The organism is Dehalococcoidia bacterium (genome assembly GCA_035310145.1).
Classification (GTDB): domain Bacteria; phylum Chloroflexota; class Dehalococcoidia; order CAUJGQ01; family CAUJGQ01; genus CALFMN01.
Genome location: DATGEL010000048.1, coordinates 48,672 through 75,234 on the forward strand (window position 1 = coordinate 48,672; position 26,563 = coordinate 75,234).

Here is a 26,563-nt window from a genome sequence, read left to right on the forward strand (position 1 = left end):
GATGAGACGAGACGGACGCCACGATCAGCCGCCGGAGGTCGTAATCCTCTGCGGCGGCCGCGGCACACGCCTGGCCCCCGACACGGACGTGATCCCGAAGCCGCTGGTGAAGGTCGGCGGCCGGCCGATTCTCTGGCATATCATGGCGCACTACGCCGGCTACGGCCTCAACCGCTTCGTGCTCTGCCTCGGCTACAAGGGCGAGATGATCCGGGACTACTTCCTGAACTACCGCACGCACAGCAACGACTTCACCTTGCGGATGAATCACGGCGAGCCGCGGCTGACCACGCATCTCCAGGACGCCGTCGATTGGGAAGTGACCTGCGCTGAGACGGGCATCGAGGCGCAGACCGGCGCACGCATCCGCCGGGTCGAGAAGTACGTGCGCAGCCCCTACTTCCTCTGCACCTACGGCGACGGCGTCTGCGACGTGGACCTCGACGCGCTGATCGCCTTCCACCGGTCGCACGGGCGCATCGCCACGGTCACGGGCGTGCACCCGCCGGCCCGCTTCGGCGAGTTCATCCTCGGCGAGGAGGCGCGCGTCGCCCGCTTCGCGGAGAAGCCGACGCTGAATCCGCGCACGGGCCAGGGCTATGTGAACGGCGGCTTCTTCGTCTTCAACCGCGCCATGTTCGAGTACCTCGACTGGGACGACGGTTGCGTGCTCGAGCGCGGCCCGCTGGAGCGGCTGGCGACCGACGACGAGCTGCGCATCTTTCAGCACGAGGGCTTCTGGCAGTGCATGGACACGCCGAAGGACCGCGAAATGCTGGACGAGATGCTGACGATGCGGCAGCGCATGCACGCGGCAGGGATCGGCGGCGTGCGCGCGGCAAGCGGCGTGTAACAGCCGGCCGCGAAGCCGGCGAACGAGTGCCGTCGGGCGCTTCCCGGCCGGAGCGCCCGACGGCTCTGGCTGGTTGATTCATCGTGAAGGACGGGCGCATGCGAGTTCTGGTAACCGGCAACCTCGGCTATATCGGTCCGGCGATGGTCTCCGCGCTGCTGGCGGCGGGGCACGACGTGCGCGGGCTGGACAGCGGCCTGTTCGTCGAGGGTCGCCTCGAAGAAGGGCCGGCGGCGCCCACGCTCGAGCGCGATCTGCGCGACGTGCAGCCGGGCGATCTGGCCGGCATCGAGGCAATCGTGCACCTCGCCAACCTCTCCAACGACCCGCTCGGACAGCTCGACCCGAAGCTGACCCACGCGGTGAACGTGGATGCCACCGTGCGGCTGGCGCGGCTGGCGCGCGAGGCCGGCGTGCGGCGCTTCCTCAACTCCTCCTCGTGCAGCGTCTACGGCGCGGCCGAGGAGGACTGGGTAGACGAGACGTCCGAGCCGCGACCGGTGACGGACTACGGCATCTCCAAGATCCGGGCGGAGGCACAGCTCGCGGCCCTGGCCAACGACGCGTTCTGCGTCGCCTCCTTCCGCAACGCCACGGCCTTCGGCTATTCGCCAAGCCTGCGCACCGACCTGGTCGTCAACGACCTGGTCACCGGCGCGCTGCTCAACGGGCAGATCCGGCTCAACAGCGACGGCTCGGCCTGGCGTCCGCTGGTGCACATCGGCGACATTGCGCAGGCGTTCACCCTGGCGCTGGCGGCGCCCGCCGCCCGCCTCAACCGGGCGATCGTCAACGTGGGCGCGGACGAGCAGAACTACCAGATCATCGATGTGGCGCGGGCGATCGCCGAGCTGACGCCGGGGGCGCGGCTGAGCAGGGCCGAAGGCGCCGGCCCGGACAAGCGCAGTTACCGCGTGCGCTTCGGTCGCATCCGCGAGCTGCTGCCCGGCTTCGCCTGCGCCTTCGACCTGCGGCGCGGCGTCCAGGACCTCGTCGCCAACCTGCAGCGGGTCGGTTTCCGCAGCGCCGACGGCTGCGTGCGCCTGGCGCAGCTGCAACGCCTGCGCGACGCGGGCAACGTCGACGAGAGCCTGCGTTTCGTCGCGGGGGTACGGCCCGCCCCGCACTGATCGGCCGCGGCGCAGCCCGCGTCTCTTACCAAACCGCGTATACGGAGTAAAGCGTGCAGTTTACAGAGACGGCCCTGGTGGGCGCCTTCATCGTCGGGCTGGAGGAGCACGGCGATGAACGTGGCTTCTTCGCCCGCAGCTTTTGCGCGGAGGAGTTCCGCGAGCACGGCCTGCAGTCAGCGGTGGTTCAGTGCAACACGTCGTTCAATTACCAGCGCGGCACCCTGCGCGGCATGCACTATCAGTTGCCGCCCTCGGCCGAGGTGAAGCTGGTGCGCTGCACGCGCGGCGCGATCTACGACGTGATCGTCGATCTGCGTCCCGGTTCGCCCAGCTACATGCAGCACATCGGCGTCGAGCTTTCGGCGGAGAACCGGCTGGCACTCTACGTGCCCGAGCTGTTCGCGCACGGCTACGAGACGCTGGCGGACGGCAGCGAAGTCGCCTACCAGGTGAGCGAGTTCTACGCGCCGGGCCGAGAGCGTGGCCTGCGCTTCGACGACCCGCGGCTCGCCATCGCCTGGCCGCTGCCGGTGCAGGTGATTTCGGAGAAGGATGCCGGCTGGCCGCTGCTGCCACAGCCGGCGGGAGCGCGATCGTGATCATCGTGGACAGCGCTCTGCGCGCCCGCGAAGAGGCGCACGACCCGATCAAGGTGGGCATGATCGGCGCCGGCTTCATGGCCCGCGGCCTGGCTAACCAGATCGTCAACTCCGTACCGGGCATGACGCTGGCCGCGATCGCCAACCGCACCGTGGCCAAGGCGCGCCGCGCCTACGTTGAGGCCGGCTTGGATGAAGTCGTGGAAGTCTCCAGCGTCGCCGCCCTCAACCGCGCGATCGAAACCGGCATTCCGGCGGTAACGCAGGATCCGCTGCTGCTCTGTGAGGCGGGCCGGATCGACGCGCTGCTTGAGGTGACGGGCACGGTCGAATACGCGGCGCAGATCGTGCTGAAGGCGATCGAGCACCGCAAGCACGTCGTGCTGATGAACGCTGAGCTGGACGGCACGGTCGGCCCGATCCTCAAGACCTACGCCGACCGCGCCGGCGTCGTGCTCAGCGCCTGCGACGGCGACCAGCCCGGCGTGGAGATGAACCTCGTCCGCTTCGTGCGAAGCATCGGCCTGCGGCCGCTGGTCTGCGGCAACATTAAGGGCCTGCAAGACCCCTACCGCAATCCGACCACGCAGGAGGGCTTCGCCAAACGCTGGGGGCAGACGCCGTCGATGGTCACCAGCTTCGCCGACGGCAGCAAGATCTCCTTCGAACAGGCGATCGTGGCAAACGGCACGGGGATGTGCGTCTCGCAGCGCGGCATGATCGGCCGCGACTTCGCCGGCCACATCGACGAGCTGACCCAGACCTACGACGTGGCCGAGCTCGAAGCGCTGGGCGGCATCGTCGATTACGTCGTCGGAGCGAAGCCGAGCCCCGGCGTGTACGTGCTCGCCGCGCACGACGACGCGAAGCAGCGGCACTATCTGAACCTCTACAAGCTGGGCGAAGGGCCGCTGTACAGCTTCTACACGCCCTACCACCTCTGCCACTTCGAGGCGCCGCTCTCGCTGGCGCGTGCCGTGCTCTTCCACGACGCGGTGCTCACGCCGCTCGCCGGGCCGCGCGTGGAAGTCGTGGCCACGGCGAAGATCGGCCTCAAGGCCGGCGAGACGCTGGACGGCATCGGCCAGTACATGACCTACGGCCAGTGCGAAAACGCCGACGTTACCGCGCGGGAGCGATTGCTACCTATGGGCGTGGCCGAGGGCTGCCACCTGCTGCGCGATATCCCACGCGATCAGGTACTCACCTACGCCGATGTGACGCTGCCGCAGGGCCGGCTCTGCGACTGGCTGCGGCATGAGCAGCATCGCCGTTTCGGCGCCGGGACGCGGGCAGCGGCCGGGAGCGTCGCCTGAGCGCGCCGACCGCGTGATCACGGTTCACTCCGGGTGGAGGCTGGTGAGGAGGTGGCCCCAACACATGCTTGTCTTAGGGATTAACTGCTACTCTCACGACTCGTCGGCCGCGCTGCTGGACGGCGAGCGTATCGTCTTCGCCGCCGCTGAGGAGCGCTTTTCACGCATCAAGAAGGACCGCGGCTTTCCCGTCCAGGCCATCCGCGCCGCACTTGACCATGCCGGTGTCGAGCTTCGCGACCTGGACGCGGTCGCCTTCGGCTGGAACCGGCCGGGGGCGACGCCGCTGCACAGCTTCCGCCAGGCGCTGCGCGGCGAGATCGCACGCAGCGCCTACTGGACCTGGTTTCAACTGCTGGAGGCGGCGCGTGAGCAGGTGCATGGCTGCGGCAGGCGCCGGCTGCGCCGCGAGTTCGGGCGCGAAGCGGCACCGCTGCTCTACATCGATCATCATGAGGCGCACGCCTGGAGCGCGTTCGCACTCTCCGGCTTCGACGATGCGCTGGTGCTGGTGCTCGATGGGCGCGGCGGCTGGCAGGCCACGACCATCTACCACGGCCGCGAGGGGCGGCTGCTGCCGCGGCGCGTTTACCCCTATCCGCAATCGCTGGGCCTGTTCTACGAGGCGTTCACCGATCTGCTCGGCTTCGAACGGCTGGCGGACGAGTGGAAGGTGATGGGACTCGCCGCCTACGGCCGGCCCACGGTCGATCTGCGCGCCTACTGCCGCCGCACCCGCCATGGCTACCGCGTGAACGGCAAGGAGCTGGTTGGGCGGCACTGGAGCGACCTTTCCTACCTGCTCGAACGCTTCGGGCCGCGGCGCAACCCGGAGGAGCACATTTCCCAACAGGACAAGAATCTGGCCGCCGCCGTGCAGCAGGCGACCGAGGAAGCCCTGTTCAGCGTCGTGCATGAAGGCGTGCGGCGCACGGGCAGCCGCAACCTCTGCCTGGCGGGCGGCGTGGCGATGAACTCCAAGGCCAACGGCAAGCTGCTCACCTCCGGCCTGATCGACCGCATCTTCGTTCAGCCGGCGGCCACCGATGACGGCACCGCGCTTGGCGCGGCCCTGGGCGCCTACGCGGCGCTGGGCCAGGCGGTGCCGCGCGCGGTCATGGAGGATGCCTACTTCGGACCGGAGTACGGCGAGCAGGAGATCGAGGCAGCGCTGCGGGCCTACAAGCTGCCTTGGCGCCGGGTGTGTGACGTAACGCGCGTGACCGCCCGGTTGCTCTGCCAGGGGCAGATCGTGGGTTGGTTCCAGGGCCGTGTGGAGTTCGGGCCGCGGGCGCTCGGCAACCGCTCGATCCTGGCGGACCCGCGTAGAGCGGAGATGAAGGATCGCGTCAACGAGAGCGTGAAGTTCCGCGAAGGCTGGCGGCCGTTTGCGCCCTCGTGTCTCGAAGAGCGGATGGCCGAGTACTTCACGCCGGCGCATCCCTCGCCCTTCATGATCCTCACCTTCGACGTGCGCCCCGACAAGCGCGACGTCATCCCCGCGGTGACGCACGCCGATGGCAGCGCCCGTGTGCAAACGGTGGGACGTGAAGTGAACCCGCGCTACTGGGAGCTGATCGCGGAGTTCGACCGGCTGTCCGGCGTGCCGGTGCTGCTCAATACCTCGTTCAACCTGCGCGGCGAGCCGATCGTCTGCTCGCCGAAGGACGCCATCCGCACCTTCTACTCGTCTGGGCTGGACTTTCTCGTCCTCGGCGACTTCGTCGTGACGAAGGGCGGCCGCGGCCACGATCTGCTTGATCAGGCGCTGACCGCGGAGCCAGCGGTCGGGCCAAGACCCCGCAAGAAGGCCGTCGCGGCGGCCCGACCATAACACGGCCGGCGCGCCGCGCCCCCGCCCTGGGCGTGCCGTGTGGAGACGGATTGTGACCCCTGCGTTCTCGGTCTTTATCCCGGTGTGGAACGACGCCGAGTGGCTGGGCGGCGCGATCGAAAGCGTGCGCGCCCAGACGTACCCACACTGGGAGCTGGTGATCGGCGACAACGACTCGAACGACGACCTGCGCGCCCTGGTCGCGGCCTATCCCGACCCGCGCATTCGTTATAAACACTGGCGCACCCACGTCGACACCTACAGCAACTTCAACCGTACAGCGCTGCTTTGCGACTACGACTGGCTGCAACTGCTCTCCGCCGACGACCGGCTGCATCCTGCCTGCCTGGAGCGGATGGCGTCGCGCATCACCGCGCCGGCGGTAAGCGGACGACGGCTGGCCCTGGTGGTCACGGCCTGCCGGCGGGTGACGCCGGAGGGCACGCCGGCCGAGCGCCGGTACTACGGCTCGCAGCGCGTCAAACGCGGCTGCGACGGGCGCTACACCGCCCGCTCCTGGCTGAAGCTGCTGGCCGAGCCGGGCATGCCGGAGTGGAACATCGGCTCGATCGCCGTGGCGCGCGACGTGCTGGCCGAGATGGGCGGCTTCTTTCGCCCCGAGGTCGGCCTCTGCTCGGACCACGACTTCACGCTGCGCGCCGCCGCCTACGGCGACGTGGCCTACATCAGCGCGCCGCTGCTGGAGTACACCGTGCGCGGCCGCTCGGACGGCAACCAGCGCTTCATGCAGAACCGCACCAGCGGCGAAGCGTCCACGCCGATGGGAGCGGCGCTGCTCTCCGGTCTGGCAACGCACCGTTCGCGCCGCCCGGTCGCGCCGGCCGAGCAGCGCATGGTGCGTGCCGCCGTCGCCCGATCACACCTGCAGCGCGCCGGCCAGCATCGCATCCTGCCGGGCGGCCGCGGCCGTCGGGGCGCCGTGGCTGACGTGGCGCGTGCCGTCGTTTGCAGCCCGCGCACCCTGCTCTCGCCGGAGCTGTTGCTGACCGCGGCGGCCTCCGTCGTTGCGCCGCGCGTCGCCGTCCGTTGGGGCAGCGCCGCCCTTGCCTGGCGCCGGGGCAGAGAGCACGAGCGCGCCGCTCAGGCGGGGCCGATCCCAGGGGCAACGGCAGCGGCGCAGAAGCAGCCGGCACTCAACGGCGCATGTTCGGCGCCGGCCGGCGCGCCCTCGGCGCGAGCCGCGCGATGCTGATCGATGCTAATGCGCTGCCGGACGGCGCGACGCTATCGGCCGATGTCTGCATCATCGGCGCCGGCCCGGCCGGCATCACCGTGGCGCGCGAACTGGCGGGCGCCCGGCTGCGCGTCTGCCTGCTGGAAAGCGGCGGACTCGACGCCGATGACGGAGCGCAGGATCTGGCCGGCGGTGAGATCGACGGCGACTGGCAGCAGCCGCTACGCGACACCCGCCGGCGCCGGGTGGGCGGCACGGCGCACGGCTGGGCGGAACGGATCGGCTTTCGCAAGCCCGGCGGGCGCTTCCTGCCGCTCAGCCCGCTCGACTTTGAGCGGCGCGACTGGCTGCCGCACAGCGGCTGGCCTTTCGGCGTCGAGACGCTGCTGCCGTACTACCGGCGGGCGCAGCGTGTCTGCCGGATCGGCCCCTTCGCCTACGACGGGCGGGCCTGGCAGACGCCGAAGACACCGGCATCGCCGCTGCCTGAGGCAACTATCGAAACGCGCGTCTTCCAGATCGGGCGGCGCTCGGTGTTCACCTCGTCATACCGCGACGAGCTCGTCGCTCACCAGTTCGCCACGCTGTACCAGCACGCCACCGTACTGGAGCTGCAGACCAACGACGCCGGAACCGCGGTAGAGCGGGCAAGCGTCGCCGCAGGCAACGGGCGCCGCTTCACGGTGGCGGCGCGGACGTTCGTGCTGGCGCTGGGCGGCATCGAAAACGCCCGCCTGCTGCTGCTCTCGCGCCGGCGCCACGCGGCCGGGCTGGGCAACGGGCACGACCTCGTCGGCCGCTTCCTGATGGAGCATCCGCAGGTGCGCAGCGGCCTGCTCGTGCCCTTCGCCGCGCAGACGTTGCGCCACGCGGGGCTGTACGACGTGCACCATGCCTTCGGCACGCCGGTGATGGGCCACCTCGCGCCTTCCGAGGCAGCCCGGCAGCGCGACGCATTGCCAAACCTCGGTATGATGCTCTTCCCCGTGCCTCGGCCGGCGGCGATCGCGGCGACGGCGGCTGCCTGGCGAGTGCTCCGGCGCCCGCGCCTGCTGCTGCGCGGAGATGCGCGGGCCTGCCTCTGGACCGCGAGGCAGGCCGGAGCAGACCTGGCGCCGCCGCTGCTGCGCCTGCTGACCCGGCCGCAGCCGTTGTTGCCGGCGTTGGGCTGGGGCGGCTGGTCGGCGGGGCCGTTCGGTGGGCGCGGCTTCGTCGCCTACGACACGCTCTGCCTGACGGAGCAGGCGCCATGTCCCGAAAGCCGCGTTACGCTGGCGGCCACGCGCGATTCACTGGGGCAGCCGCGGGCGCGGGTCGAGTGGCGCTGGCGCGAGGCCGACAGGGAGCGTGTGCGGCGCGTCCTCGATCTGTTCGCCGGCGAATGCGCGAGCGCCGGCATCGGCTACTTTCGCCCCTCGCCGGACCAGGTGCCGCCCACCCTCTCGCACCACCACCTGGGCGCCACGCGCATGCACGCCAGCCCGCGCTGCGGCGTGGTAGACGCCGATTGCCGCGTGCATGACCTCGCCAATCTCTACGTGGCCGGCAGCTCGGTCTTCCCGACCGGAGGATATGCAAGCCCCACGCTGTCCGTGATCGCGCTGGCCCTGCGCCTGGCCGATCGAGTCAGAGCAGGGCACAGGGGCACGGTCACGATGCCCATCGCTGCCGCGGCCAGTCGCCAGGGGGTGCTCGTGCCATGAGGGCGCAGCGCCTGCTCGACGGGCCGGTGGTGCGTCTGCCATGGCTTACCAGCCGCCTCACGCATCTGCGCGCCCCGCTGTTCCGCAACGGCTACATCCTGCTGGTCAACGCCGGCGTCACCTCTGTGCTCGGGTTGCTTTACTGGGCGCTGGCGGCCCGCCGCTACCCGGCGGACGTAGTCGGCGCCAACTCGGCCGCGATCGCGGCGATCAGCCTGCTGGCCGCGCTCTCCCGCTTCGAGTTGAACGCCACGCTGATCCGCTTCGTGCCCCGCGCAGGGCGGCACACGGCGCGGCTGGTGCTCGGCTGCTATGCGGCGATCGTGCTGCTGGCCCTGGGCATCGGCACCCTCTTCATCGCCGGGGCGCGCGGCGGGCTGATCCCGGCGGCGTTCCTCGACCGGGCGCAGATCACGCCGCTGTGGTTCATCCCCGCGCTTGCCTTCTGGTGTCTCTTCAACGTGCAGGACAGCGTCCTGATCGGCTTGCGGCGGGTCGCCTGGGTGCCGCTGGAGAACGCCCTGTTCTCCGTCGCCAAGATCGGCCTGCTGCTTGTGCTGGCGGCGGCGCTGCCGCCCTCGGGCATCTTCGTCTCCTACACGGCGCCGGCGGCGCTGGCGGTGCTGCCGATCAGTGCGCTGATCTTCGGCCGGCTGCTGCGGCGCCCGCGGGCAGCAGAGGCGGAAGGCGAGCCGTTCTCGCTGTCGCGCTTCGTGTGCTACAGCGCCGGCGAGTATGCCGGCTCGCTGTTTGGGCTGACCCTGGTCGCGCTGCCGCCGCTGATCGTCGCCGCCGAGCTGGGCGTGCGGGCGAACGCGTACTTCTACCTGCCCTGGGTGATCGCCTCGGCGTTCGCACAGTTCTCCTCAAACATGGCGACCTCGCTGACGGTCGAGGGCGCGCTCGATGAAGAGCGCCTCTCGGCCTATGCGCGTCAGATGATCGTCCACGTGATGCGCCTGGTGGTGCTGGCCTCGGCCGGCGTGCTGCTGTTCGGTCCCTGGCTGCTGGGCCTGCTGGGGCACGATTACGCGGCGCACGGCGGCACGTTGATGCGGCTGCTCGCCCTCAACGAGATCCCCAACAGCCTGGTATCGCTGTACTTCAGCATCGCGCGCGTGCAGCGGCGCACGCGCGATATCGCGCTCGTGCAGGGCGGCATCAGCCTCGTCTTCCTCACGCTGCTGTTCGCCCTACTGCCGGTCTACGGCATCACCGGGGCGGGCGTCGCCGCGGTGGTCAGCCAGGGAGCGGCGGCAACCGTCCTGCTCTGCACCCGACTGCGCCCGTTGCTGCGGCCCGTCCAAGCGGAGCGGTAAGCGGCCGGCCTGCATCGGAGACGAACGAGACAGGGGAGACGGGAGGAGGGGAGGACTGGAGACACTGGAGACAAAGGAGATGAATCTACCGTGTTGACGACGATCGTGCGAACCCTTGCCCAGCCGGCCAGCGGGCTGGCCTACCTGCTGTGCCGCCTGCCCGGCATCTCGTTGAAGACCCGCGTTGCCCTCGACCTCTTCGACCGGCCGGCCTACGCCTACGGCATCCTGCAGGCGGCGCGGCAGGCCAGGGCGCTCGGCATCCCCGTGCTCTCGCTGATCGAGTTCGGCGTGGCAAAGGGCGCCGGGCTGCTGGCGATGGAGCGCATCGCCGCCGATGTGCAGCGCGCGACCGGTGTGCGTTTCCGCATTTTCGGCTTCGACATGTCCGAGGGATTGCCGCGGCCGCGCGACTATCGCGATCTGCCCTACGTCTACCGCGGCGGCTTCTACCGCATGGACCAGGCCGCGCTGCGCCCGCGCCTGCGCCGGGCGGAGCTGGTGCTCGGCGATGTGCGCGAGACCGTGCCGCCGTTCGTCCGGACCGGGGCGTTCCCGCCGGTCGGCTTCGTCTCCTTCGACGTGGACTACTACAGCTCGACCGTCGATGCGCTGGCGATCTTCGCCGGGGCGAGCACGCGCTACCTGCCGCGGGTGTTCTGCTACTTCGACGACACCGTGCACGAGTCGGGGCTGTATAACGAGTACACGGGGGAGCTGCTGGCGATCCGCGAGTTCAATGAGCGGGACAGCCCGCGCAAGCTCTGCCAGCCGAACGGCTTCTGGCTCACGCGCGTCCGGCCGTCCGCATGGAACCAGCAGCTCTACGTCTGCCACCTGTTCGAGCACCCGCTCTACAACGCCTTCGTCACACCGGAGGCGGAGCACCGGGTGGATTCGGTTGCCGCGCGGAGAGGGCGGACGCCGCCGCCCACGCTCGCTCCGGTTAGTGGGTCGCCCGACCATGCCCCCATTGCGCGGCACGCCGTGGGCGAGCCGGCCGGCGCCGGGCGATGAACATCTGCTCATCGTGCCGCGCGATCATCACGCCGGATAAGGCTGCATCGGTGATCGCTCAGAATCAGGAGGCAGGCGCGCGCAGCTTGAAGCGCTGGATCTTGCCCGTCGCGGTCTTGGGCAGGTCGGCGACGAACTCGATCCAGCGCGGGTAGTTATACGGCGCGATCGTCGCCTTTACGTGCACCTTCAGCTCCTCCGCCAGCGCCTCGCTCGGCGCCACGCCCTCGCGCAGGATCACGAACGCCTGCGGCTTGATCAGCTCGTCCGCGTCCGCCTTGCCGACGACGGCCGCCTCGACGACGGCGGGGTGGGCGATCAGCGCCGCCTCCACCTCCGCCGGCGATACCCAGTGGCCGCTGACGCGCAGCATGTCGTCGGCGCGGCCGGAGTAATAGTAGAAGCCGTCGGCGTCGCGCAGATACTTGTCGCCGGTGTGATACCACTGGCCCTGCAAGACCCGCCGCGAGGTGTCGATCTGGTTCCAGTAGCCGGCGAAGAGGCTGCCGCCGCGAATCACGAGGTTGCCGATCTCGCCGTCGGCGACCTCGTTGCCCTGCTCGTCCAGCAGACGCACGTCGTAGCCCGGCACGGCTCTGCCCGAGCTGCCGGGGCGGCTCTCGCCGGCGCGGTTGCTGATGAAGACGTGCAGCGCCTCGGTCGTGCCGATGCCGTCCAGGATTTCGACCCCGAAGCGCTCCTGCCAGCGACGGTGGATCTCGGCGGGCAGCGGCTCGGCGGCGGAGAGGCAGATGCGCACGCTCGGCAAGGCGAGGCTCCGCCCCTCGGCGGCTTGCAGCATCTGCGCGTAGAGCGTGGGCACGCCCGCGAACACCGTGACCTGCTGCTGCGCAATCAGCTCGAACATGCGCGCCGGTGTCGAGCGCTCGCGGTTGAGCACCACGGTCGCGCCGGCGCGCAGGGCGAAGTACGTCGCCAGACCAAGCGGGTAGGCGTGGAAGCAAGGACCGGCCAGCAGCACATCGCCGGGCCGCAGGCCGATGAAGGGCGCGGCGTAGAGCTGTTCGGCGTGGGGCAGATTGCGGTGCAGGTGCACGGCCCATTTCGGCGTGCCGGTGCTGCCCGAGGTGTGCAGCCAGAGCGCTACATCGTCGGCGGTGGTCGGCGCCGTGGCGCATTCAGGAGAGGCCGCCTCGACCAGCGCCGCGAAGTCGTGCTCGCCGGGCGCAGGCGCTGTGTTTCCGACGACGAACACATGCTTCAGCAGCGGGAACTCGGCGCGGCGCGAGCGCAGCGGCGCCCACAGCGCCTCGCTGACGACGATGGCGCGGGCGCGGCTGTCGGCCAGCAAGAGCGCCTGCTCTGCGGGCTGGATCGCGGTGCTCATCGCCGCCGCCACGACGCCGATGCGCATGGCGCCGAACAGCGCGTACACGAACTCGGGCTGGTTCGGCAGCAGCACGACGACGCGTTGCTCCATCTCCACGCCGAGCGCCGCCAGCGCGTTCGCCGTCTGGTTCACCCGCCGCTGCAACTGCGCGTAGCTCACCCGTTCATCGCCGCAGATGTAGGCGATGCGCTGGCCGTGGCCCGCGCCGATCGGCCGATCGATGTATTCCGCCGCCGTGTTGAACTCGCGCGGCACCGTGACCGCGGGAGCGGTGGCGGGCGCGGTCGTCGTCATCGTCTGCCTCCTCGTGCTGTCGCCGTGGCTACACGGCCTCTGAACTGATGGACGGCGCCGTGAATCGCTTGCCGGCAGATCTGCCGAGCACTCTACTGCAACGGCCGCACCGGATCGCGCGCCGAGCGGCCCAGCAGGTCCAGCCCGCGGCGAAAAGCGGCGCAGTGCCGGCGCGACCAGGCCGCCGCGGCCGCGGCATCGTGCGCGGCGACGGCGCGAATCACTTCGTCGTGGGCGCGCCGTGTGCCGGTCAAGGCCGGCGTGCCCATCAGCGGCGCGACCTCTGCGTTGGCGATCGCCAGCGCGTCGAGGATCGGCTTCCAGGCCGCCACGAACAGGCGGTTGCCGCTGGCCTGCGCCAGCCGCAGGTGGAACGCGACCTCGACCTCGACCAGGTTGGCGAGGGTGAGCCGCGCCGGCTCGTTCAAGGCTCGCAGCGCGTCGAGCGTGGCGCCGTCGCCGCGCTCGGCCGCCAGCGCCGAGGCGACCGGGTCGAGCAGCTCCAGGCTTTCAAACAGCTCGGCGAACGTGACCTGGCCCAGCTCCATATAAATGTGCACGGCGCGGCTGACGGTATCGAGCGACGCCGGCTGCACGATCAGGGCGCGGCCGTTCTCCGCGCGCACGACCAGGCCGCGTTGCTCCACGTCGCGCAACGCCTCGCGCACGACGCTGCGGCTGCAGTGGAAGGTCTCACCGAGCTGGGCCTCGGAGGGCAGGGCGGCGCCGGCGGCGATGGCGCCGCCCACGATCAGCCGCTGCAACTCGTCGGCCACCTGCTCGCGCAGCGAAACGCGCTGGGCGGGACGGACGGCCTCGCTGGCGATCTCCTGCTGCGGCACGTCCGTAGTCATCGGGAAGGCCCCTCGCATCGCCCCGGGCTGATTCGGCAGGCCGCGGCCCGGGGCGCTCGCACCGCACCCGCCGCCGAATCTCTGTCAGACAGTATGACATGCAGACAGCGATTGCAACGATCGACGTGTTGCAAAGATGAGACAGGCTAGGAGCCGCCGCCCGCGGCTACCGCGCCCCCCGCCGACGCCGGCCGGCGGTTGAACTCCTCGCCGGGCGGCACAAGGCGATCGCGCGTGCGGCGCAGGTACAGCAGCGACGCGAGCACGCCGAGGATGCAGAGGCCGCCCATCAGCGCGACCGTCGGTTGCACGCCGGCGCGCTCGGCCAGGCCGCCGACGATCAGGCTGCCGAGCGGCGTCGAGCCCTGGAACAGCAGCGTATTGATGCTCATCACCCGCCCGCGCAGGTGGGGCGGCGCGATCAACTGCAACCGCGCGTTGTTGGTCGCGGTGAAGACGGTGCTGCTCAGCCCCAGCGCCACAAGCATCGGCACCACCAGCAGCCACATGCCCGCAAAGCCCACGCTCAGGAGCACCACGCTGAAGCAGGCCGCGCCGGCCAGCAGACTGCGCCGCGAGCCGCGCCCCAGCCAGGCTACGCCGAATGCCGCGGTCAGCGAGCCGACCGCCAGCGACGAGGTGAGCAGGCCGAAGCCGACCGAGTTGGTGTGCAGCACGAACTGCGCGATCAGCGGGATGATCACCTGGAAGTTATAGCCGAAGGTGCCGAGCACGGCCATCGTGATCATCGCCAGCATGATGTCCGGCGTAGTCACGGCGTAGTGCAGCCCCTCGCCGAGCTGGCGCAGGATGGCGGCGCGGCGTGGGCGCTCGGCGGCGTAGAAGCGGCTCGGGTCCATCATCAGCAGGCCGATCAGCACCGCCGCGAAGCTGACCGCGTTGATGTAGAAGCAAAGCGCAGTGCCCAGCGTGGCGATCGTGATGCCGCCCAGCGCCGGCCCCACGAGCCGCGTCATCTGGATGAGCGAGGAGTTGAGCGCCACGGCGTTCGGAACGTCCCGCGGACCGACCATCTCCATGACGAACGACTGGCGCGCGGGATTGTCGAGCGCGTTGCAGACGCCCTGCGCGACGGCAAGCGCATAGATCAGCGGCAAGGTGATCAGGCCGCTGCCCGTGAGCACGGCGAGGATCGTCGCCTGGAGCGCCAGGCCGCTTTGCGTGCCGATCAGCAGGCGCTGCTTGGGCAGGCGGTCGGCAATCACGCCGCCGACGAGGGCGAAGAGCAGCACCGGCAGCGTGCGGAACATGGAGACGGCGCCAAGGGCGAAGGCGGAGTGCGTGCGGCTGAGCACGAACCACGACAGCGCCGTGGACTGCATCCAGGTGCCGATCTGGGAGACGAGCTGGCCGAAGAAGTACAGGCGGTAGTTGTGGACGCGCAGCGAAGCGAAGGCGGCACGGAGCGGCGGCCGCTCGCCGCCGGCCCTCATTGCTCCTGCTCCTGCTCCGGTCGGAGATCCCGCCGAAATGGAAGACGATCGAGGGGGATCGGCGCGACGCGGCGCGACGGGCCGCTTTGCGTGTACAGCGGTGCGCGTGCAGGCGGCTGTGCGTTCACCGCACTATTGTACGGAGTTGCAGGACAGTTGGTCAACGCGGATCTGTACCGCACCGGCGATCAATGCTGCAGGCGCCGCGCACAAGCGCGACCCGCCGCGGCGTTGACAGCATTCTGTTTGTCAAGTTAGCGTACTATTTGCAGCAACTGCCGGCCCCGTGCTGTCCCTCGGCCGGGGTAGGACCGCGCCCTGCCGCTGGGAGGCCGCCAGATGAAACTCGGCACCTCGCTTCGCTTCCTCTTTCCCACCGGGCCGCAGACCGACCGCCAGTTCAAGCAGACGCTGGCCGCCATGCCGCCCGGCAGCTTCATCGAGCGGCCGATGGGCGCCTTCGACACGGCGGAGCAGGCGCGGAACCTGCTCGAAGTCGCCGCCGCGGCGCGCGAGGCGCGGCTCGACGGCCTGCTCGTCGGCGACAACCACGCGATTCCGGCCGGCTACGCCAACTGCTTCTCGCCGTTGCCGACTCTGGCGCGGCTCCTCGCCGAGACCGGCGCGATGCCCGCAGGCGTGGTGCTGCTGGCGCCGTTCTACCACCCGGTTCTGCTGGCCGAGCAGCTTGGCACGATCGCGGCCTTCGCGCAGGGACCGCTGATCGTGACCCTAGCGAACGGCGGCAACGCGCGGGCCTTTGCGGCCTTCGGCATCGAGATGCGCAGCCGGGCGCGGCGGCTGGAGGAGCTGGCGACCGTGCTGCGCTCCTTGCTCGCGGGCGAGCGGGTGAACTTCAGCGGGCGTTACAGCACGCTCGACGGCGTGAGCATCAGTCCGTTGCCGCGCGTGCCGGTCGAAATCTGGCTCGCCGGCACCGTGCCGGCCGCGGCGGCGCGTGCCGGCGCCTTCGGGGACGCCTGGCTCACGGGACAGAACGCCACCGATGCGGAGGTCGTGCGGCAACTCGCCGTCTACCGCGAGGCGGCGCGGGCGGCGGGCCGTACGCCGCGCGCCGTGCTGCGCCGCGACATCTTCGTGGCCGAGAGCGACGCCGCGGCGCACGCCGAGGTCGACCGCGTGCTGGCGGAAGGCTACCGCGGCACCGGCAAAGACGAGCTGATCGTGGGCGGCACCGAGACCGTGGTCGAGCGGCTGCGCTACTACCGCGGGCTTGGCTTCGAAGAAGTGATGGTGCGCCACATTACGGGCGACCACCGGCTGATGCTGCGCTCCTTCGAGCTGATCGGCAAGGCGGTGATGCCGGCGATCCGCGATCTTTGAGCGCCGGCCGCGCGTGTCACCCGAGCGGCGCGATGCTCACACCGAGGACCTGCCGCCCGCCCACAGCACTTCGAACTTTTCGGTGAGCAGCGCGGCCAGCTCGCGGTCCCAAACGCAGACCGAGATGATGTACTCGTCCGGTTCTAGCGGGTCTTTGACGTTGAGCAGCACGCGCTCGCCGTCGATCACGGTGAAGGGCGCATGCACCTGCTCGACCACGCGGATGTGCGGGAACTTCTGCAGGAAGGCGTTGATCTCGAAGTTCGGGTCGTACGTCTTCTGCACGAGCGTGAGATGTGCGGGGCTGATCAACGTGCGGGTGCGTACGCCGTTACGGTTGGCGGTGGCGTAGGCGCGCAGGATCTCCGGGTCGTACGGGTCGGGCCGGCCCTCGGGGATCACGTAGTCGTCGACCGATCGCCGCGCTTCGCGGATCAGCTGCGCCAGGTAGGCGTGGAACTCGGCGTTGCCCAGCCGCACCTCGGCCAGGGCGCTGCGCACCACGCCCATGCCGGAGAGCCTGGCCGCGGCCTCACCGCCCAGCGGCAGCGTCTCGGCCAGCGGCGTCGTGGTGCTCATCGCGGTCCTCCAGCTTGTGCCCGGTGTCACAAGTTGAGTATCGCGGCGGATCGCCGACGAGGCAAGAAGGCGCGCCGGCCGGCATGTGAGTTTGCCGCACAAAGCTCGCCAAACCGAGCCATCCCCCGCCGAAGCAGCGGCGCGAACCGCTGCTCAGCCTGTCGCGGCCAGTGCCGTCTCAGCTTGCACGTCTTTGACGACGTTGCCGTGCTTGACGACGACGTGGACGTTGGCCGCGTCGGCGAGGCAGTCGATCGCGACCGTCGGGTCGCCGTCGACCACGATCAGGTCGGCGCGCTTGCCCGTCTCGACCGTGCCGATCTCCTGCTCCAGGCGGAAGAGGCGGGCATTGGTCTGCGTCGTCGCGATCAGCGCCGCCATCGTGCCCATCACATTCGCCTTGAGCAGCGGCTCGCGCGCCTTCATCGGCTGCATCGGCCCCAGCAGGTCCGAGCCGGAGGCGATCGTCACCCCGTGGCGCACGGCGATCTCCAGCGCGGTGAAGGCGCCGTCCAGCCCCTGGCGGATCTTGCGCATCTGGTTCTCGGGCACGTTCTGCGTTTCGCCGTAGGCGGCGATCTGCTCGTAGGTCACGATCGTGGGCACGAGAAAGGTGCCGCTCTCCTTGATGCGCACGGCCGTCTCTTCGTCGAGGAAGTTGCCGTGCTCCAGCGAGCGCACGCCGGCCTCGATACAGTTCTGCATCGACTGCGGCGTATACGTATGCGCCATCACGTAGGTGCCGGCGGCCTTCGCCTCGTACACGGCTGCCGCCAGCTCCTCGACCGTGAACTGCGGCGAGGTCATCTCGTCGGTGGGCGACATGGCGCCGCCGTTGGCCATGACCTTGATCTGGTCGCTGCCGCGGCGCAACGCCTCGCGCGTGGCCTTGCGCACCTCGTCCGGGCCGTCCACGATGTACGACTGCGCCCGGACCTGGCTGTCGTTGTGAGGCACGCCGTAGTCGCTGCGGCCGCGGCCGTCGCCGTGGCCGCCCGTCTGCGAGAGCACCCCGCCTGCGATCAGCAGGTCCGGCCCGGCGATCAGACCGAGGCGCACGGCCTCCTTGAAGCCCCAGGTCAGGCCGCCGGCGTCGCGCACGGTGGTGTAGCCCATCTGCAGCGTCGCTTCGATCAGCGCGGCAATGCGCAGGGCGACGACGGGCGCCGGCTCGTTCGTGCGTCCGGCGAGGCTGAGATCGACGGCGGAGAGATGCACGTGCGCGTCGGTGAGGCCGGGCATCAGCGTGCGGCCCCGGCAGTCGATCAGCTCGGCGCCGCGCGGCAGGGCGAAGCTGCCGCTGGGGCCGATGCGGCCGATGCGCCCGTCCTCCACGACAAGGGCGGTGTTCGCTCGCGGGTCGGCCCCGGTGCAGTCAAGCAGGCGCGCATGTTCGAAGACGAGCATGGCAGGCACTCCGCGCAGTCACGAATGCCCGTAGCCTAGCACAGCGCCGCGGAACGAACCCGCGGATGCCTGCGAGATGAGCACGGGTATACTGAAGGCAGGCACGTGGTGAAGTGCGACTGGAGCGCGACGATGACGGTTCGCGAGGAGCTTCATCACCTCGTCGAGCAGATGACAGAGGACGACATCGCAGAAGTCCTGGACTATGTGCAGTGGCTCCTCCGCGCGGATGACACCTCAACCGCGGAGGAATTGGAGCGGGTGCGGCGCGGTGAGGCCGAGATCGCGCGCGGCGAGACGGTGCGCTTCGCCGATCTCGACAAGCCTGCGCCGGCATGAGCTATGAGCTTGAGCCCTCCCATCAGGCTGCTTCCTATTACCGCAGACTCGACGCTCGTGCCGAGCCGCGCATCCGCCAGCGTCTTGCCGACATCCAACGCGATCCGTACGATCCACGACTAACGAAGCCGCTGACGAATGCCGCCGGCGGGCGATCGGCGCGGGTTGGCGGTTGGCGCATCGTTTACACCGTGGACGAAGCGCGGCACCTTGTCAGCGTCAGTGATATTGGCCCGCGTGGCGATGTTTGCCGAGGCCTATGAGCAGCACTTTTCACCCGGTGAGGCGTGGCAGCCACAGGTGGTATGTGAGCGCGTCGCGGTAGCCCATGCGCCGGTAGACCGGCTCGCCCAGCGTGCTCGCCTGCAGGGCGCTGGCGACGCAGCCTTCCGTCAGCCCGTCGAGCGCGGCGCGCCAGGTGAGCGCGGCGCCGATCCCGCGCCGGCGATATTCCGGGATCGTGCTCACGCTAAACACGCCGGCGATGCGGTGGCTGCTCAGGCGCATCGCCGTGCCGACGGGTGTGCCGTCGAAAAAGCCGAGGTAGTGCGTCAGGTCCGGCGCGTCGAGCAGAACGCGCTGTTCGAGGATCTCGCCCTCCGCCCAGGCGTTGCCGAAGCCGGCCGTCATCGTGTCGTTGTAGAGCTGCAAACCGGCGACGTCCTGCACCACTTCGATGGCGAGCCCAGGCACCGGCGGCGGCTCGCCCGTAAGCGGCGACAGGATCATGCCGGGCGAGGGATCGTCGTCGCGCCCCTCGGCCTCGAGCAGGGGCGCCATCGCCTCGGCGGCGGCGCCGGCGGCGATCAGCGCGCAGGACTGCCCGTGCTGCGCGAAGAACGCCGTGGCCCGCGCCAGGGCCCTCGCCGGATCGGCCGGCGGGCGCTTGACAATCGCGGCGTTGTTGAGCGGCAACCACGGCCCAGACCGCACCAGCAGCAGCTCATCGTCCTCCTGCACCATGCCGTGCAGCGTCAGCCGCGCCATGGCGCGGAACAGCTCGCGGTAGTTGGCATCCGCCCGCGCCACCAACGCCGCGGCGAAGTCTCCGTCCGCCATTCCCATTCCGTGTTCTCTCACCCGTCCATCGCGCGTTGATACATGCCCACGATCGCCGCGACCTCTGGCTCGGTCAGCCAGGCGGCGACCGCGGGGTCCGCCCGCCGCTCCGGCAGCGCCTTGAGCATGTCGGCCACATGAATCGCGTCGTGGCGCGACCATCCCTGCAGGTAACGGCCGAGCGGAATCTCGGCGGGCGGCCGTTTGCTGTCGCCGCCGAAATGTATCGTGCGCGCGAGTTGCTCGCCGGTCAGCCGGTCCAGCACGGACACAAGCGCCGCGCGTTCGTCCGCCGCCTCGGCGAAGATCGCGTCCAGCGAACGCGAGCGGCGCTCCGCCACCTGCGCGTCGTTGAAGCGGTCCACGTCCCACGTGCTGGCCTGCTCCGTGCGGCCGCCGGGGCCCGCCGGCGTGCCGTCGGCGATGTCGCGAAACCAGGCCGCCACCGGCGCGTCGATCGTCGCCAGGTGGCTGATGAAGTCTTTGACGATCCAGTGACTGCCCGGCACGGGCCGTTGCAGCTCCGCCTCGGTCAGACCGCGGCAGAAGCGTACAAAGCGCGCCCGCTCGGCGGCGATGCAGGCGGCGGTTGCCGCGACATCTGGAATCATGCCTTCCTCCAGCTCCTGCCCTTGCAATGACGGGAAACGAATGCGTCGGCGGGCGGGCCTGCCGCAGCATACCGCGAGGACCGGCCGCACGAGAAGGCGGCGTGTTTTGTGACGGCATAATTGCTGATTTGTTTCAACACGTCTACAATGGATCCTACCTTCTATGGGGCGAGGTGAAGGTGACAAAGGCGGCCGATCAGCCGGATCCGAATGTCGTGCTCGTGCGGGACGCGCGGCAGCGCGCCCTGCTGCGTGAGCTGATTGGCCGCCTGCCGGCGGTGGTGGCGATCGTGGGCGGCGCCGATCACCGCCTCCAGTATCTCAATCGGGCCGCGGCCGGCGTATTCGGCGATCGCGCGCGGCTCGGGCTTCCCCTGGCCGAGGCCCTGCCCGAGCTGCAGGGACAGGCGTTGCTGGCGGCGCTCGACGCCGTGCAGCAGTCCGGCGAGCCGGTAGCCGTCGAGCAGTGCCGGCTGCAACTGCGGCGGGCCGGCGCCGGCGACGTGGACGATCGCTACTTCACGCTCATGGCCCAACCGCTGCGCGATCCCGACGGGGCACTGCTGGGCAGCGCCGTGCACGCCGTCGAGATCACGGCGCAGGTGGCGGCGCGGCAGGCGGCCGAACAGCTCGCCGAGGAGAACGCGGCGCTCTACGAACAGGCGGCGGCCGTGCTGCGCCTGCGTGACGAGCTGCTCAACACGCTCGCCCACGACTTCCGTGCTCCGCTCACGGCGATCCAGACCGGGCTCCAACTGCTGGAGCGGCAGGCAGAGCGCGGCGAGGGCCTGACGAGCGAGCGAGTGGCGGCCGTGATCGAGCCGGTGGGCGCGGCCGCGACGCGGCTGAACGCCATGCTGAGCGATCTCGAGGACCTGGCCCGCGCCGAGTCCGGCCGGGTGATCGAGCTGCGCCGCGCCCGCGTAGACTTGCAGGCCGTCGTGGCGCAGGCAGCCGCCATACAGCGGCTGAGCAGCCCCCGCCATACGCTGGCGATCGCCGCGTCGGGTCCGCCGCTGGTGGGGCAGTGGGATGGCCCGCGGCTGGAGCGCGTAGTGGCGAACCTGCTCGGTAACGCCATCCGTTACAGCCCGGACGGCGGACCGATCGATGTGTCGCTCAGCCGCGATCCCGTGCGCGGCGAGGCCGTGCTGACGATCAGCGACAGCGGTATCGGCATCCCGGCGGCGGATCTGCCGCGCGTCTTCGAGCGCTTCTACCGCAGCCCGGCCGTTGCCGGGCGCATCCGCGGCAATGGCCTGGGACTGGCCAGCGTGCGCGAAATCGTCGAGCAGCATGGCGGCCAGGTGGAGATCGCCAGCGTCGAAGGTGCGGGCACAACCGTCACCGTGCGCCTGCCGCTGGCATGAAGGTCAATCCCCCCTGCGTTCCAGCCGGCCCGAGCCGCACGGCGCTGCAGGCGCCCGAGCCGCTGTGATCGGCGCCGCGGCGAAGGCAACAATCGTGCTGAGCCCGATTTGCCGCGTTGCCTTTGCGAACGGCGTTCGCTAGCGTGGGGCCGGAGGCGTTCGCTCCGGGAGCCTGACGATGGCCGCCCTCGACGATCTGCGCGTGCTCGACCTTTCGACCGGTGTGGCCGGGCCGTTCTGTGGACGGCTGCTCGCCGGCTTCGGCGCCGACGTGCTCAAGATCGAGCCGCCCGGCGGCGAGGAGGGCCGCGGCCTGCCGCCCTTCTTCGACGAGGTTGAAGGAGCGGAGCGCAGCGCCTTCTTCCGCTGGCTGAACGCCGGCAAGCGTATGGCCGGGTTGAACGTGCTTTCTGCGGAGGGCGCGAAGACAGTGCGCCGGCTCGCGCGGGACGCGGATCTGCTGCTGGCCGGCTACGCGGCCGACCGGCTGCTCGCCGTGGGCGCCGGCTCTATCGACCTGCGGGCCGAGAATCCTGGCCTGATCGTGGTCTCGCTCGGACCCTGCGAGGAGGGGCCGTGGCGCGACCTGGCCCTGGACGACCTCACCGCCTACGCGCTTTCTGGCTGGGCGGCGCTCAACGGGCGCCCCGGGCGTGAGCCGTTGAAGGGCAGCGGCTACCAGGCATCGTTCCAGGCCGGTATCGCCGCCTTCATCGCCGCGCTCGGCGCCGTCTTCCACCGCGACCGCACCGGCGAGGGCCAGCACGTCGACGTCTCACTGCTGGACGCGACGGTAGCCAGCTTCGCGCCCGCGCTGCTGGCGGCGCAGTATGAGGGCGAGCCGCTGAAGCCGCGCCCGCCGGACTTCACCGGCGGCCCCGTGCCGGCCGCCGACGGCTACTTCGCGCTCACGCTGAGCCGCGGCCACTTCTGGCGCGACGCGATGAACGAGCTGGGTCTGCCGGAGTTGGCCTTCGACGAACGCTTCTACGAACCCTCCTACCGCCAGCAGCACGCGAAGGAAGTGGCGTCGATCGTGGAGGAGCGGATCGCGCGACGCGGCGCGCGGGAGTTGTTCGACGCGCTCGCGCGGCTGCGCGTCGTCTGCGGCATGGTGCTCAGCGCGGCCGACCTCTACGCGAACGAGCACGTCATCGCCCGCGAGTTCATGCAGCCACTCGCGCGCCCGGACGGCGGCACGCTGCCCGCGCCGGGGGCGCCGTTCCGCATGTCGCGCACGCCCTGGCGCGACGCGCTGCCCTCCGCGCGGCTGGGCGAAGATACGGAGGCGGCGCTGGCGCGGCCGTTTCCTGTCTCAGGTCGGGCGACGCCTCCCGCCGGAGCGAGCGCGGGCGCCGGGTCCGCTCTTGTGTCGGGACCGCGTGGTCCGCTGGACGGCGTGCGCTGCGTGGTGCTGACGCAGGCCTGGGCCGGCACGTTGGCGACGGAGCTGCTCGGCCTGCTCGGCGCCGATGTGATCCAGATCGAGGCGCTGAGCCGCCCGGATTCCTGGCGTGGCGGCTACGGCGGCAGCATCCGCACGGCCCTGCGCGAGGTCCCCACGGCCGTGCATCCCTGGAACTGTTCGGCGCTCTACAACTCGGTGAACCTGAACAAGCGGGCGCTCACGCTCGACCTCTCGCGGCCGGAGGGGATCGAGACGTTCCGGCGGCTCGTGCCCACCGCTGACATCGTGGCCGAGAACTTCACGCCTCGCGTGCTGGGCAACCTGGGCATCGACTACGCCGCGCTGACGAAGCTGCGGCCCGATCTCATCCTGCTCTCGATGTCGGCCTACGGCGCGACGGGGCCGTACGCGCACATCCCCGGCATCGGCGGCACGATCGAGCCGATGTCCGGCATGTCGTCGCTGCTCGGCTATGCGGACGGCCCGCCGCTGAACTCCGGCCAGATGTACCCCGACCCCGTGGCCGGTTACTTCGGCGCGGCGGCGGTGCTGCTGGCGCTGCACCACCGCGAGCGCACGGGCGAAGGGCAGCAGATCGATCTCTCCATGCAAGAGACGAGCATGACCTTCATCGCCGACGCGCTGCTGGAGTACGCGGCGAACGGCCGTGTGCGCCCGCGCATGGGCAACCGCCATCCCACGATCGCGCCGCACAACGTCTATCCGGTAGGAAATGGGAATCAGGAAAGAGGAAATAGCTGGATCGCGATCAGCGCGGCTACGGATGAGCGGTTCGCCGCGCTTGCCGCCGCCGCGGGTCACGCCGACTGGGCGAGCGATCCGCGCTTCGCCACGGCAGCGGCGCGCAAGCGGCACGAGGACGAGTTGGACGCGCTGATCGGCGAGTGGACCGCCGCGCAGGACGGTTTTCTGCTGGAGGCGCGCCTGCGCGAGCACGGCGTGAACGCCGCGGTGGTGCGCGATGCGCTGAAGACGCTGACCCTTGAACAACTGCGGCAACGCGGCCTGCTGGTCGAGGTGACGCACCCGGAGACGGGTACGCACCTGCAGGTGGCGGCGCCCTGGCGCCTGAGCCGCACGCCCGGCGGCGTGCGCCGATACGCTCCCCGCCTCGGCGAGCACGGCCGCGAGGTGTTGACCAACCTGCTCGGCCTCGGCGACGCCGCCTACAACCGCCTCGAAGCGCTCGGGGTCGCCGGCACGGAGCCGCCTGCGTAACGGATTCCGGCAGCGGCGTTCCGCTTGCATCGAGTGCAGTATACCTCCAAAAAAATGATTGCTATACTGCACTCGATGAGGCGGGCCTTGTGACCGATCTGCGGGGACTCGAAGCAAAGGCGCTACTGCAGGGCGGCTACTTCGATCGCGCCGACGCGCTGGCGTATGGCGTGAACGACCGACTATTGGCGTATCACACCGCAGCCGGACGCTTCGCACGCGAATTTCCCGGTGTGTATCGACTGCGCCATGCGCCGATCAGCCTATTTGACGACTACTGGCGAGCGTGGGTGTGGTCGAACTACCGCGGCGCCATTTCGCATGAGAGCGCGCTGCTGCTCTACGACCTGAGCGACGTGCTGCCTAGCAAAGTGCATCTCACCGTGCCGCTGCAGTTCAATCGCAGGGCTCCAGCGAGCTATGTCATGCATCGGGCACGGCTTCATCCAGACGAGATCACGATCCGCGAAGGGATCAGCGTCACCGCGCCGGCGCGAACGATCGTGGACGCCGCGGCCTACGGAACAGATCCCGAGCAGATTCAACTCGCCGTGCGACAGGCGCTGGATCGGGCACTGACCAGCGAAGCGGCGCTGCGATTCGCTGCCGGCAGGGCAGGCTACCGGCACAGTCGAAACGTCCGTCGCCTGCTCGAGGGTGCGATGCGCCCGGAGACAGCTCATGCCGTCTCCTGAGCGCGGACGGACCGGCGACGGCTTCCGCGAGCAACTGCTCGCGCGGCTTCGCAACGAGGCGCTGCGCGCGAACGTTCCGGCGCAGCGGTTGCAGCAGCAGGTCGTGTTCGAGCGGTTGCTTGCGCGCCTGGCCGCGTGGGATGGCTGGACGCTGAAGGGTGGCTTCGCGCTCGAAATGCGCTACGGGTTGGAGAATCGCCCGACACGCGATGTCGATCTTCGTGCCGAGGGGCCGATCGACGCGGCGCTGGACCAGCTTCGGGCGGCCATTGCCCGCGAAACGAGCGACCGCCTCACCTATGAGGTCGAGGCGATTCGGCCGCTCGACAACGTGCCGTTCGGCGGCGCGCGGGCGCGGCTATCCGTTCTCCTCGCGGGTGCTCAGTTCGGCCGGTTCCATCTCGATATCTCCTGCGGAGAGGCGCTGCTCGACGAGCCCGACATTCTGAACGGCTCTGGGCTGCTCCTGTTTGCCGGGATCGCGCCGGTGCGCTTTCCGGCCTACCCAATCCTCCAGCATCGAGCGGAGAAACTGCACGCGTATACGATGCCGCGCACGATCGAAAATACCCGCGTCAAAGATCTGCTCGACCTGGTGACGATCGCGAGCCGGGAAACCGTCGCGGGAGACCGGCTCAGCGCCTCCGTCGGCGCCACCTTCGCGAGGCGAGGAACGCATCTGCTCCCACCAGCGCTCCCGCAGCCTCCAGCCGCATGGGCCAGCGCGCACGAACACCTCGCCAGCGAAGCAACGGGCCTCTCGATTCGAGGTATCGCCGACGGGTTCCGCCTGGTGCAGTCCTTCTGGCAGCCGGTGCTCGACGGCGCTGCCGGCGGCTTGCACTGGGAGCCGGGCGCGCGGACCTGGCTCGGTGCGTGAATTCGCTGGGCATCGCCGGCGCGGAGCCGCCGGCGATGCGGACGGCGCCGGTGGCTACTTCAGCGCGAAAACCTCGTAAGTGACGCGCTCCATCGTCGCCGGCGCCTCGCCGAAGCCGATCGCCTGGATATTGTTCAGCCAGGCGTAGCGGGCGTCGCCGGTCTCGAACAGCGGCGCGGACCGGACCGAGGCGCCGCCCTCCGCCTTCGGCGAGCCGATGCCGTGGTACGTCATGAGAATGATCGCACCGTCGTCCGTGCGGATCGAGGCCCGCACGTCGAGCTTCAACGTGCCGTCCGGCCGTGCCACCAGCCAGTCGCCAGTTGGGCCGAGCAGCGTGCCACGAACCCTGGCGCCCTGGACGCTGCCCCCAGTCACGTTGATGATGACGCGCGTGCCCTGCGGACCGCTCTCAACCGTCTGCGGGGCGGCGAGTTCGGCCGTCAGCGTGAACAGGTGCTCGACGGCTACGGAGGTTTGGGTGCTCACGGCGGGTTGCGTCGTCATCGGCCGGCCTCCATCTGGTGCATCGGAGTGAAGGGCTGCGGATGCATCCGAGTATATGGCGGCTGTCAACGTGCTTGTCATGAGTCTCGGACTCCGTCACCACGAACTGTCCAGTGAAAATGTCAGTCATGAAGGACCTGACATTGACTGCCCAGGACCAAGCGCGACTGCAGATTCTGAACCATGTCGTCGCCGGCGAGTGC

Annotated in this window: 23 protein-coding genes; 15 read left to right on the forward strand and 8 right to left on the reverse strand. The window is 69.9% G+C overall.

Annotated elements, in window-relative coordinates; translation table 11 throughout:
• Position 1: 1 nt before the first annotated feature.
• The 9 genes from VKV26_10075 to VKV26_10115 all read left to right on the forward strand — a co-directional run bounded on the left by VKV26_10075 (position 2) and on the right by VKV26_10115 (position 10,969).
• The gene (locus tag VKV26_10075; protein HLZ70239.1) at positions 2–853 is read left to right on the forward strand and encodes a glucose-1-phosphate cytidylyltransferase; all 852 of its coding nucleotides are present in this window, start codon (positions 2–4) and stop codon (positions 851–853) included.
• Between the two features lie 98 nt (positions 854–951).
• Positions 952–1,983, forward strand: coding sequence for an SDR family oxidoreductase (locus VKV26_10080; GenBank protein HLZ70240.1), 1,032 nt, complete (start codon positions 952–954; stop codon positions 1,981–1,983).
• A gap of 53 nt (positions 1,984–2,036) precedes the next feature.
• On the forward strand, positions 2,037–2,585 hold the full coding sequence (gene rfbC / locus VKV26_10085) for a dTDP-4-dehydrorhamnose 3,5-epimerase (protein HLZ70241.1): 549 nt from the start codon (positions 2,037–2,039) through the stop codon (positions 2,583–2,585).
• Positions 2,582–3,901, forward strand: a complete 1,320-nt coding sequence (locus VKV26_10090) for an NAD(P)-dependent oxidoreductase (GenBank protein ID HLZ70242.1) — start codon at positions 2,582–2,584, stop codon at positions 3,899–3,901. Before rfbC ends, VKV26_10090 begins: the two co-directional genes overlap by 4 nt.
• A gap of 64 nt (positions 3,902–3,965) precedes the next feature.
• Entirely contained in the window at positions 3,966–5,735 is a 1,770-nt protein-coding gene (locus VKV26_10095) for a carbamoyltransferase (protein ID HLZ70243.1), read from the forward strand.
• Between the two features lie 52 nt (positions 5,736–5,787).
• Positions 5,788–6,948: a glycosyltransferase family 2 protein gene (locus tag VKV26_10100; GenBank protein HLZ70244.1), complete on the forward strand. Its 1,161-nt coding sequence runs from the start codon at positions 5,788–5,790 to the stop codon at positions 6,946–6,948.
• Positions 6,942–8,633, forward strand: a complete 1,692-nt coding sequence (locus VKV26_10105) for a GMC family oxidoreductase (GenBank protein ID HLZ70245.1) — start codon at positions 6,942–6,944, stop codon at positions 8,631–8,633. The genes VKV26_10100 and VKV26_10105 overlap by 7 nt, the downstream gene beginning before the upstream one ends.
• Positions 8,630–9,952 (forward strand): hypothetical protein, encoded by a 1,323-nt coding sequence (locus VKV26_10110; GenBank protein ID HLZ70246.1) that lies wholly within the window; start codon positions 8,630–8,632, stop codon positions 9,950–9,952. The genes VKV26_10105 and VKV26_10110 overlap by 4 nt, the downstream gene beginning before the upstream one ends.
• A gap of 90 nt (positions 9,953–10,042) precedes the next feature.
• The gene (locus tag VKV26_10115; GenBank protein HLZ70247.1) at positions 10,043–10,969 is read left to right on the forward strand and encodes a hypothetical protein; all 927 of its coding nucleotides are present in this window, start codon (positions 10,043–10,045) and stop codon (positions 10,967–10,969) included.
• 64 nt (positions 10,970–11,033) lie between these two features.
• Here VKV26_10115 and VKV26_10120 read toward each other — a convergent pair whose 3' ends face one another.
• The 3 genes from VKV26_10120 to VKV26_10130 form a co-directional block, all read right to left on the reverse strand.
• The gene (locus VKV26_10120; GenBank protein ID HLZ70248.1) at positions 11,034–12,614 is read right to left on the reverse strand and encodes a benzoate-CoA ligase family protein; all 1,581 of its coding nucleotides are present in this window, start codon (positions 12,612–12,614) and stop codon (positions 11,034–11,036) included.
• Positions 12,615–12,706: 92 nt separating this feature from the next.
• Positions 12,707–13,468, reverse strand: coding sequence for an FCD domain-containing protein (locus tag VKV26_10125; protein HLZ70249.1), 762 nt, complete (start codon positions 13,466–13,468; stop codon positions 12,707–12,709).
• Positions 13,469–13,614: 146 nt separating this feature from the next.
• Positions 13,615–14,922, reverse strand: a complete 1,308-nt coding sequence (locus tag VKV26_10130) for an MFS transporter (protein HLZ70250.1) — start codon at positions 14,920–14,922, stop codon at positions 13,615–13,617.
• A gap of 339 nt (positions 14,923–15,261) precedes the next feature.
• Here VKV26_10130 and VKV26_10135 point away from each other — a divergent pair, with 339 nt between their 5' ends.
• A complete protein-coding gene (locus VKV26_10135) occupies positions 15,262–16,266 on the forward strand; it encodes an LLM class flavin-dependent oxidoreductase (GenBank protein HLZ70251.1) in 1,005 nt (334 codons plus the stop codon).
• 36 nt (positions 16,267–16,302) lie between these two features.
• Here VKV26_10135 and VKV26_10140 read toward each other — a convergent pair whose 3' ends face one another.
• Positions 16,303–16,845 (reverse strand): hypothetical protein, encoded by a 543-nt coding sequence (locus tag VKV26_10140; GenBank protein HLZ70252.1) that lies wholly within the window; start codon positions 16,843–16,845, stop codon positions 16,303–16,305.
• A gap of 153 nt (positions 16,846–16,998) precedes the next feature.
• Positions 16,999–18,252 carry an amidohydrolase family protein gene (locus VKV26_10145; GenBank protein HLZ70253.1) on the reverse strand — a complete coding sequence of 418 codons (1,254 nt, stop codon included), beginning with the start codon at positions 18,250–18,252 and terminating at the stop codon, positions 16,999–17,001.
• A 132-nt stretch (positions 18,253–18,384) separates the two neighbouring features.
• Between VKV26_10145 and VKV26_10150 the strand changes: the two genes are divergently transcribed.
• Positions 18,385–18,591: a hypothetical protein gene (locus tag VKV26_10150; protein HLZ70254.1), complete on the forward strand. Its 207-nt coding sequence runs from the start codon at positions 18,385–18,387 to the stop codon at positions 18,589–18,591.
• Between the two features lie 273 nt (positions 18,592–18,864).
• On the opposite strand, the gene VKV26_10155 is transcribed toward VKV26_10150, so the two are convergent.
• Together VKV26_10155 and VKV26_10160 are read right to left on the reverse strand one after the other, a co-directional pair.
• A complete protein-coding gene (locus VKV26_10155; protein ID HLZ70255.1) occupies positions 18,865–19,650 on the reverse strand; it encodes a GNAT family N-acetyltransferase in 786 nt (261 codons plus the stop codon).
• Between the two features lie 17 nt (positions 19,651–19,667).
• The gene (locus VKV26_10160) at positions 19,668–20,261 is read right to left on the reverse strand and encodes a maleylpyruvate isomerase N-terminal domain-containing protein (GenBank protein ID HLZ70256.1); all 594 of its coding nucleotides are present in this window, start codon (positions 20,259–20,261) and stop codon (positions 19,668–19,670) included.
• A 179-nt stretch (positions 20,262–20,440) separates the two neighbouring features.
• Between VKV26_10160 and VKV26_10165 the strand changes: the two genes are divergently transcribed.
• The 4 genes from VKV26_10165 to VKV26_10180 all read left to right on the forward strand — a co-directional run bounded on the left by VKV26_10165 (position 20,441) and on the right by VKV26_10180 (position 25,853).
• Entirely contained in the window at positions 20,441–21,631 is a 1,191-nt protein-coding gene (locus VKV26_10165) for an ATP-binding protein (GenBank protein ID HLZ70257.1), read from the forward strand.
• A 178-nt stretch (positions 21,632–21,809) separates the two neighbouring features.
• A complete protein-coding gene (locus VKV26_10170; protein HLZ70258.1) occupies positions 21,810–24,278 on the forward strand; it encodes a CoA transferase in 2,469 nt (822 codons plus the stop codon).
• A gap of 89 nt (positions 24,279–24,367) precedes the next feature.
• The gene (locus tag VKV26_10175; GenBank protein HLZ70259.1) at positions 24,368–24,973 is read left to right on the forward strand and encodes a type IV toxin-antitoxin system AbiEi family antitoxin domain-containing protein; all 606 of its coding nucleotides are present in this window, start codon (positions 24,368–24,370) and stop codon (positions 24,971–24,973) included.
• Entirely contained in the window at positions 24,960–25,853 is an 894-nt protein-coding gene (locus VKV26_10180) for a nucleotidyl transferase AbiEii/AbiGii toxin family protein (protein ID HLZ70260.1), read from the forward strand. Before VKV26_10175 ends, VKV26_10180 begins: the two co-directional genes overlap by 14 nt.
• 54 nt (positions 25,854–25,907) lie before the next feature.
• Here VKV26_10180 and VKV26_10185 read toward each other — a convergent pair whose 3' ends face one another.
• Positions 25,908–26,360 carry a DUF3237 domain-containing protein gene (locus VKV26_10185; protein ID HLZ70261.1) on the reverse strand — a complete coding sequence of 151 codons (453 nt, stop codon included), beginning with the start codon at positions 26,358–26,360 and terminating at the stop codon, positions 25,908–25,910.
• Positions 26,361–26,563: the final 203 nt, after the last annotated feature.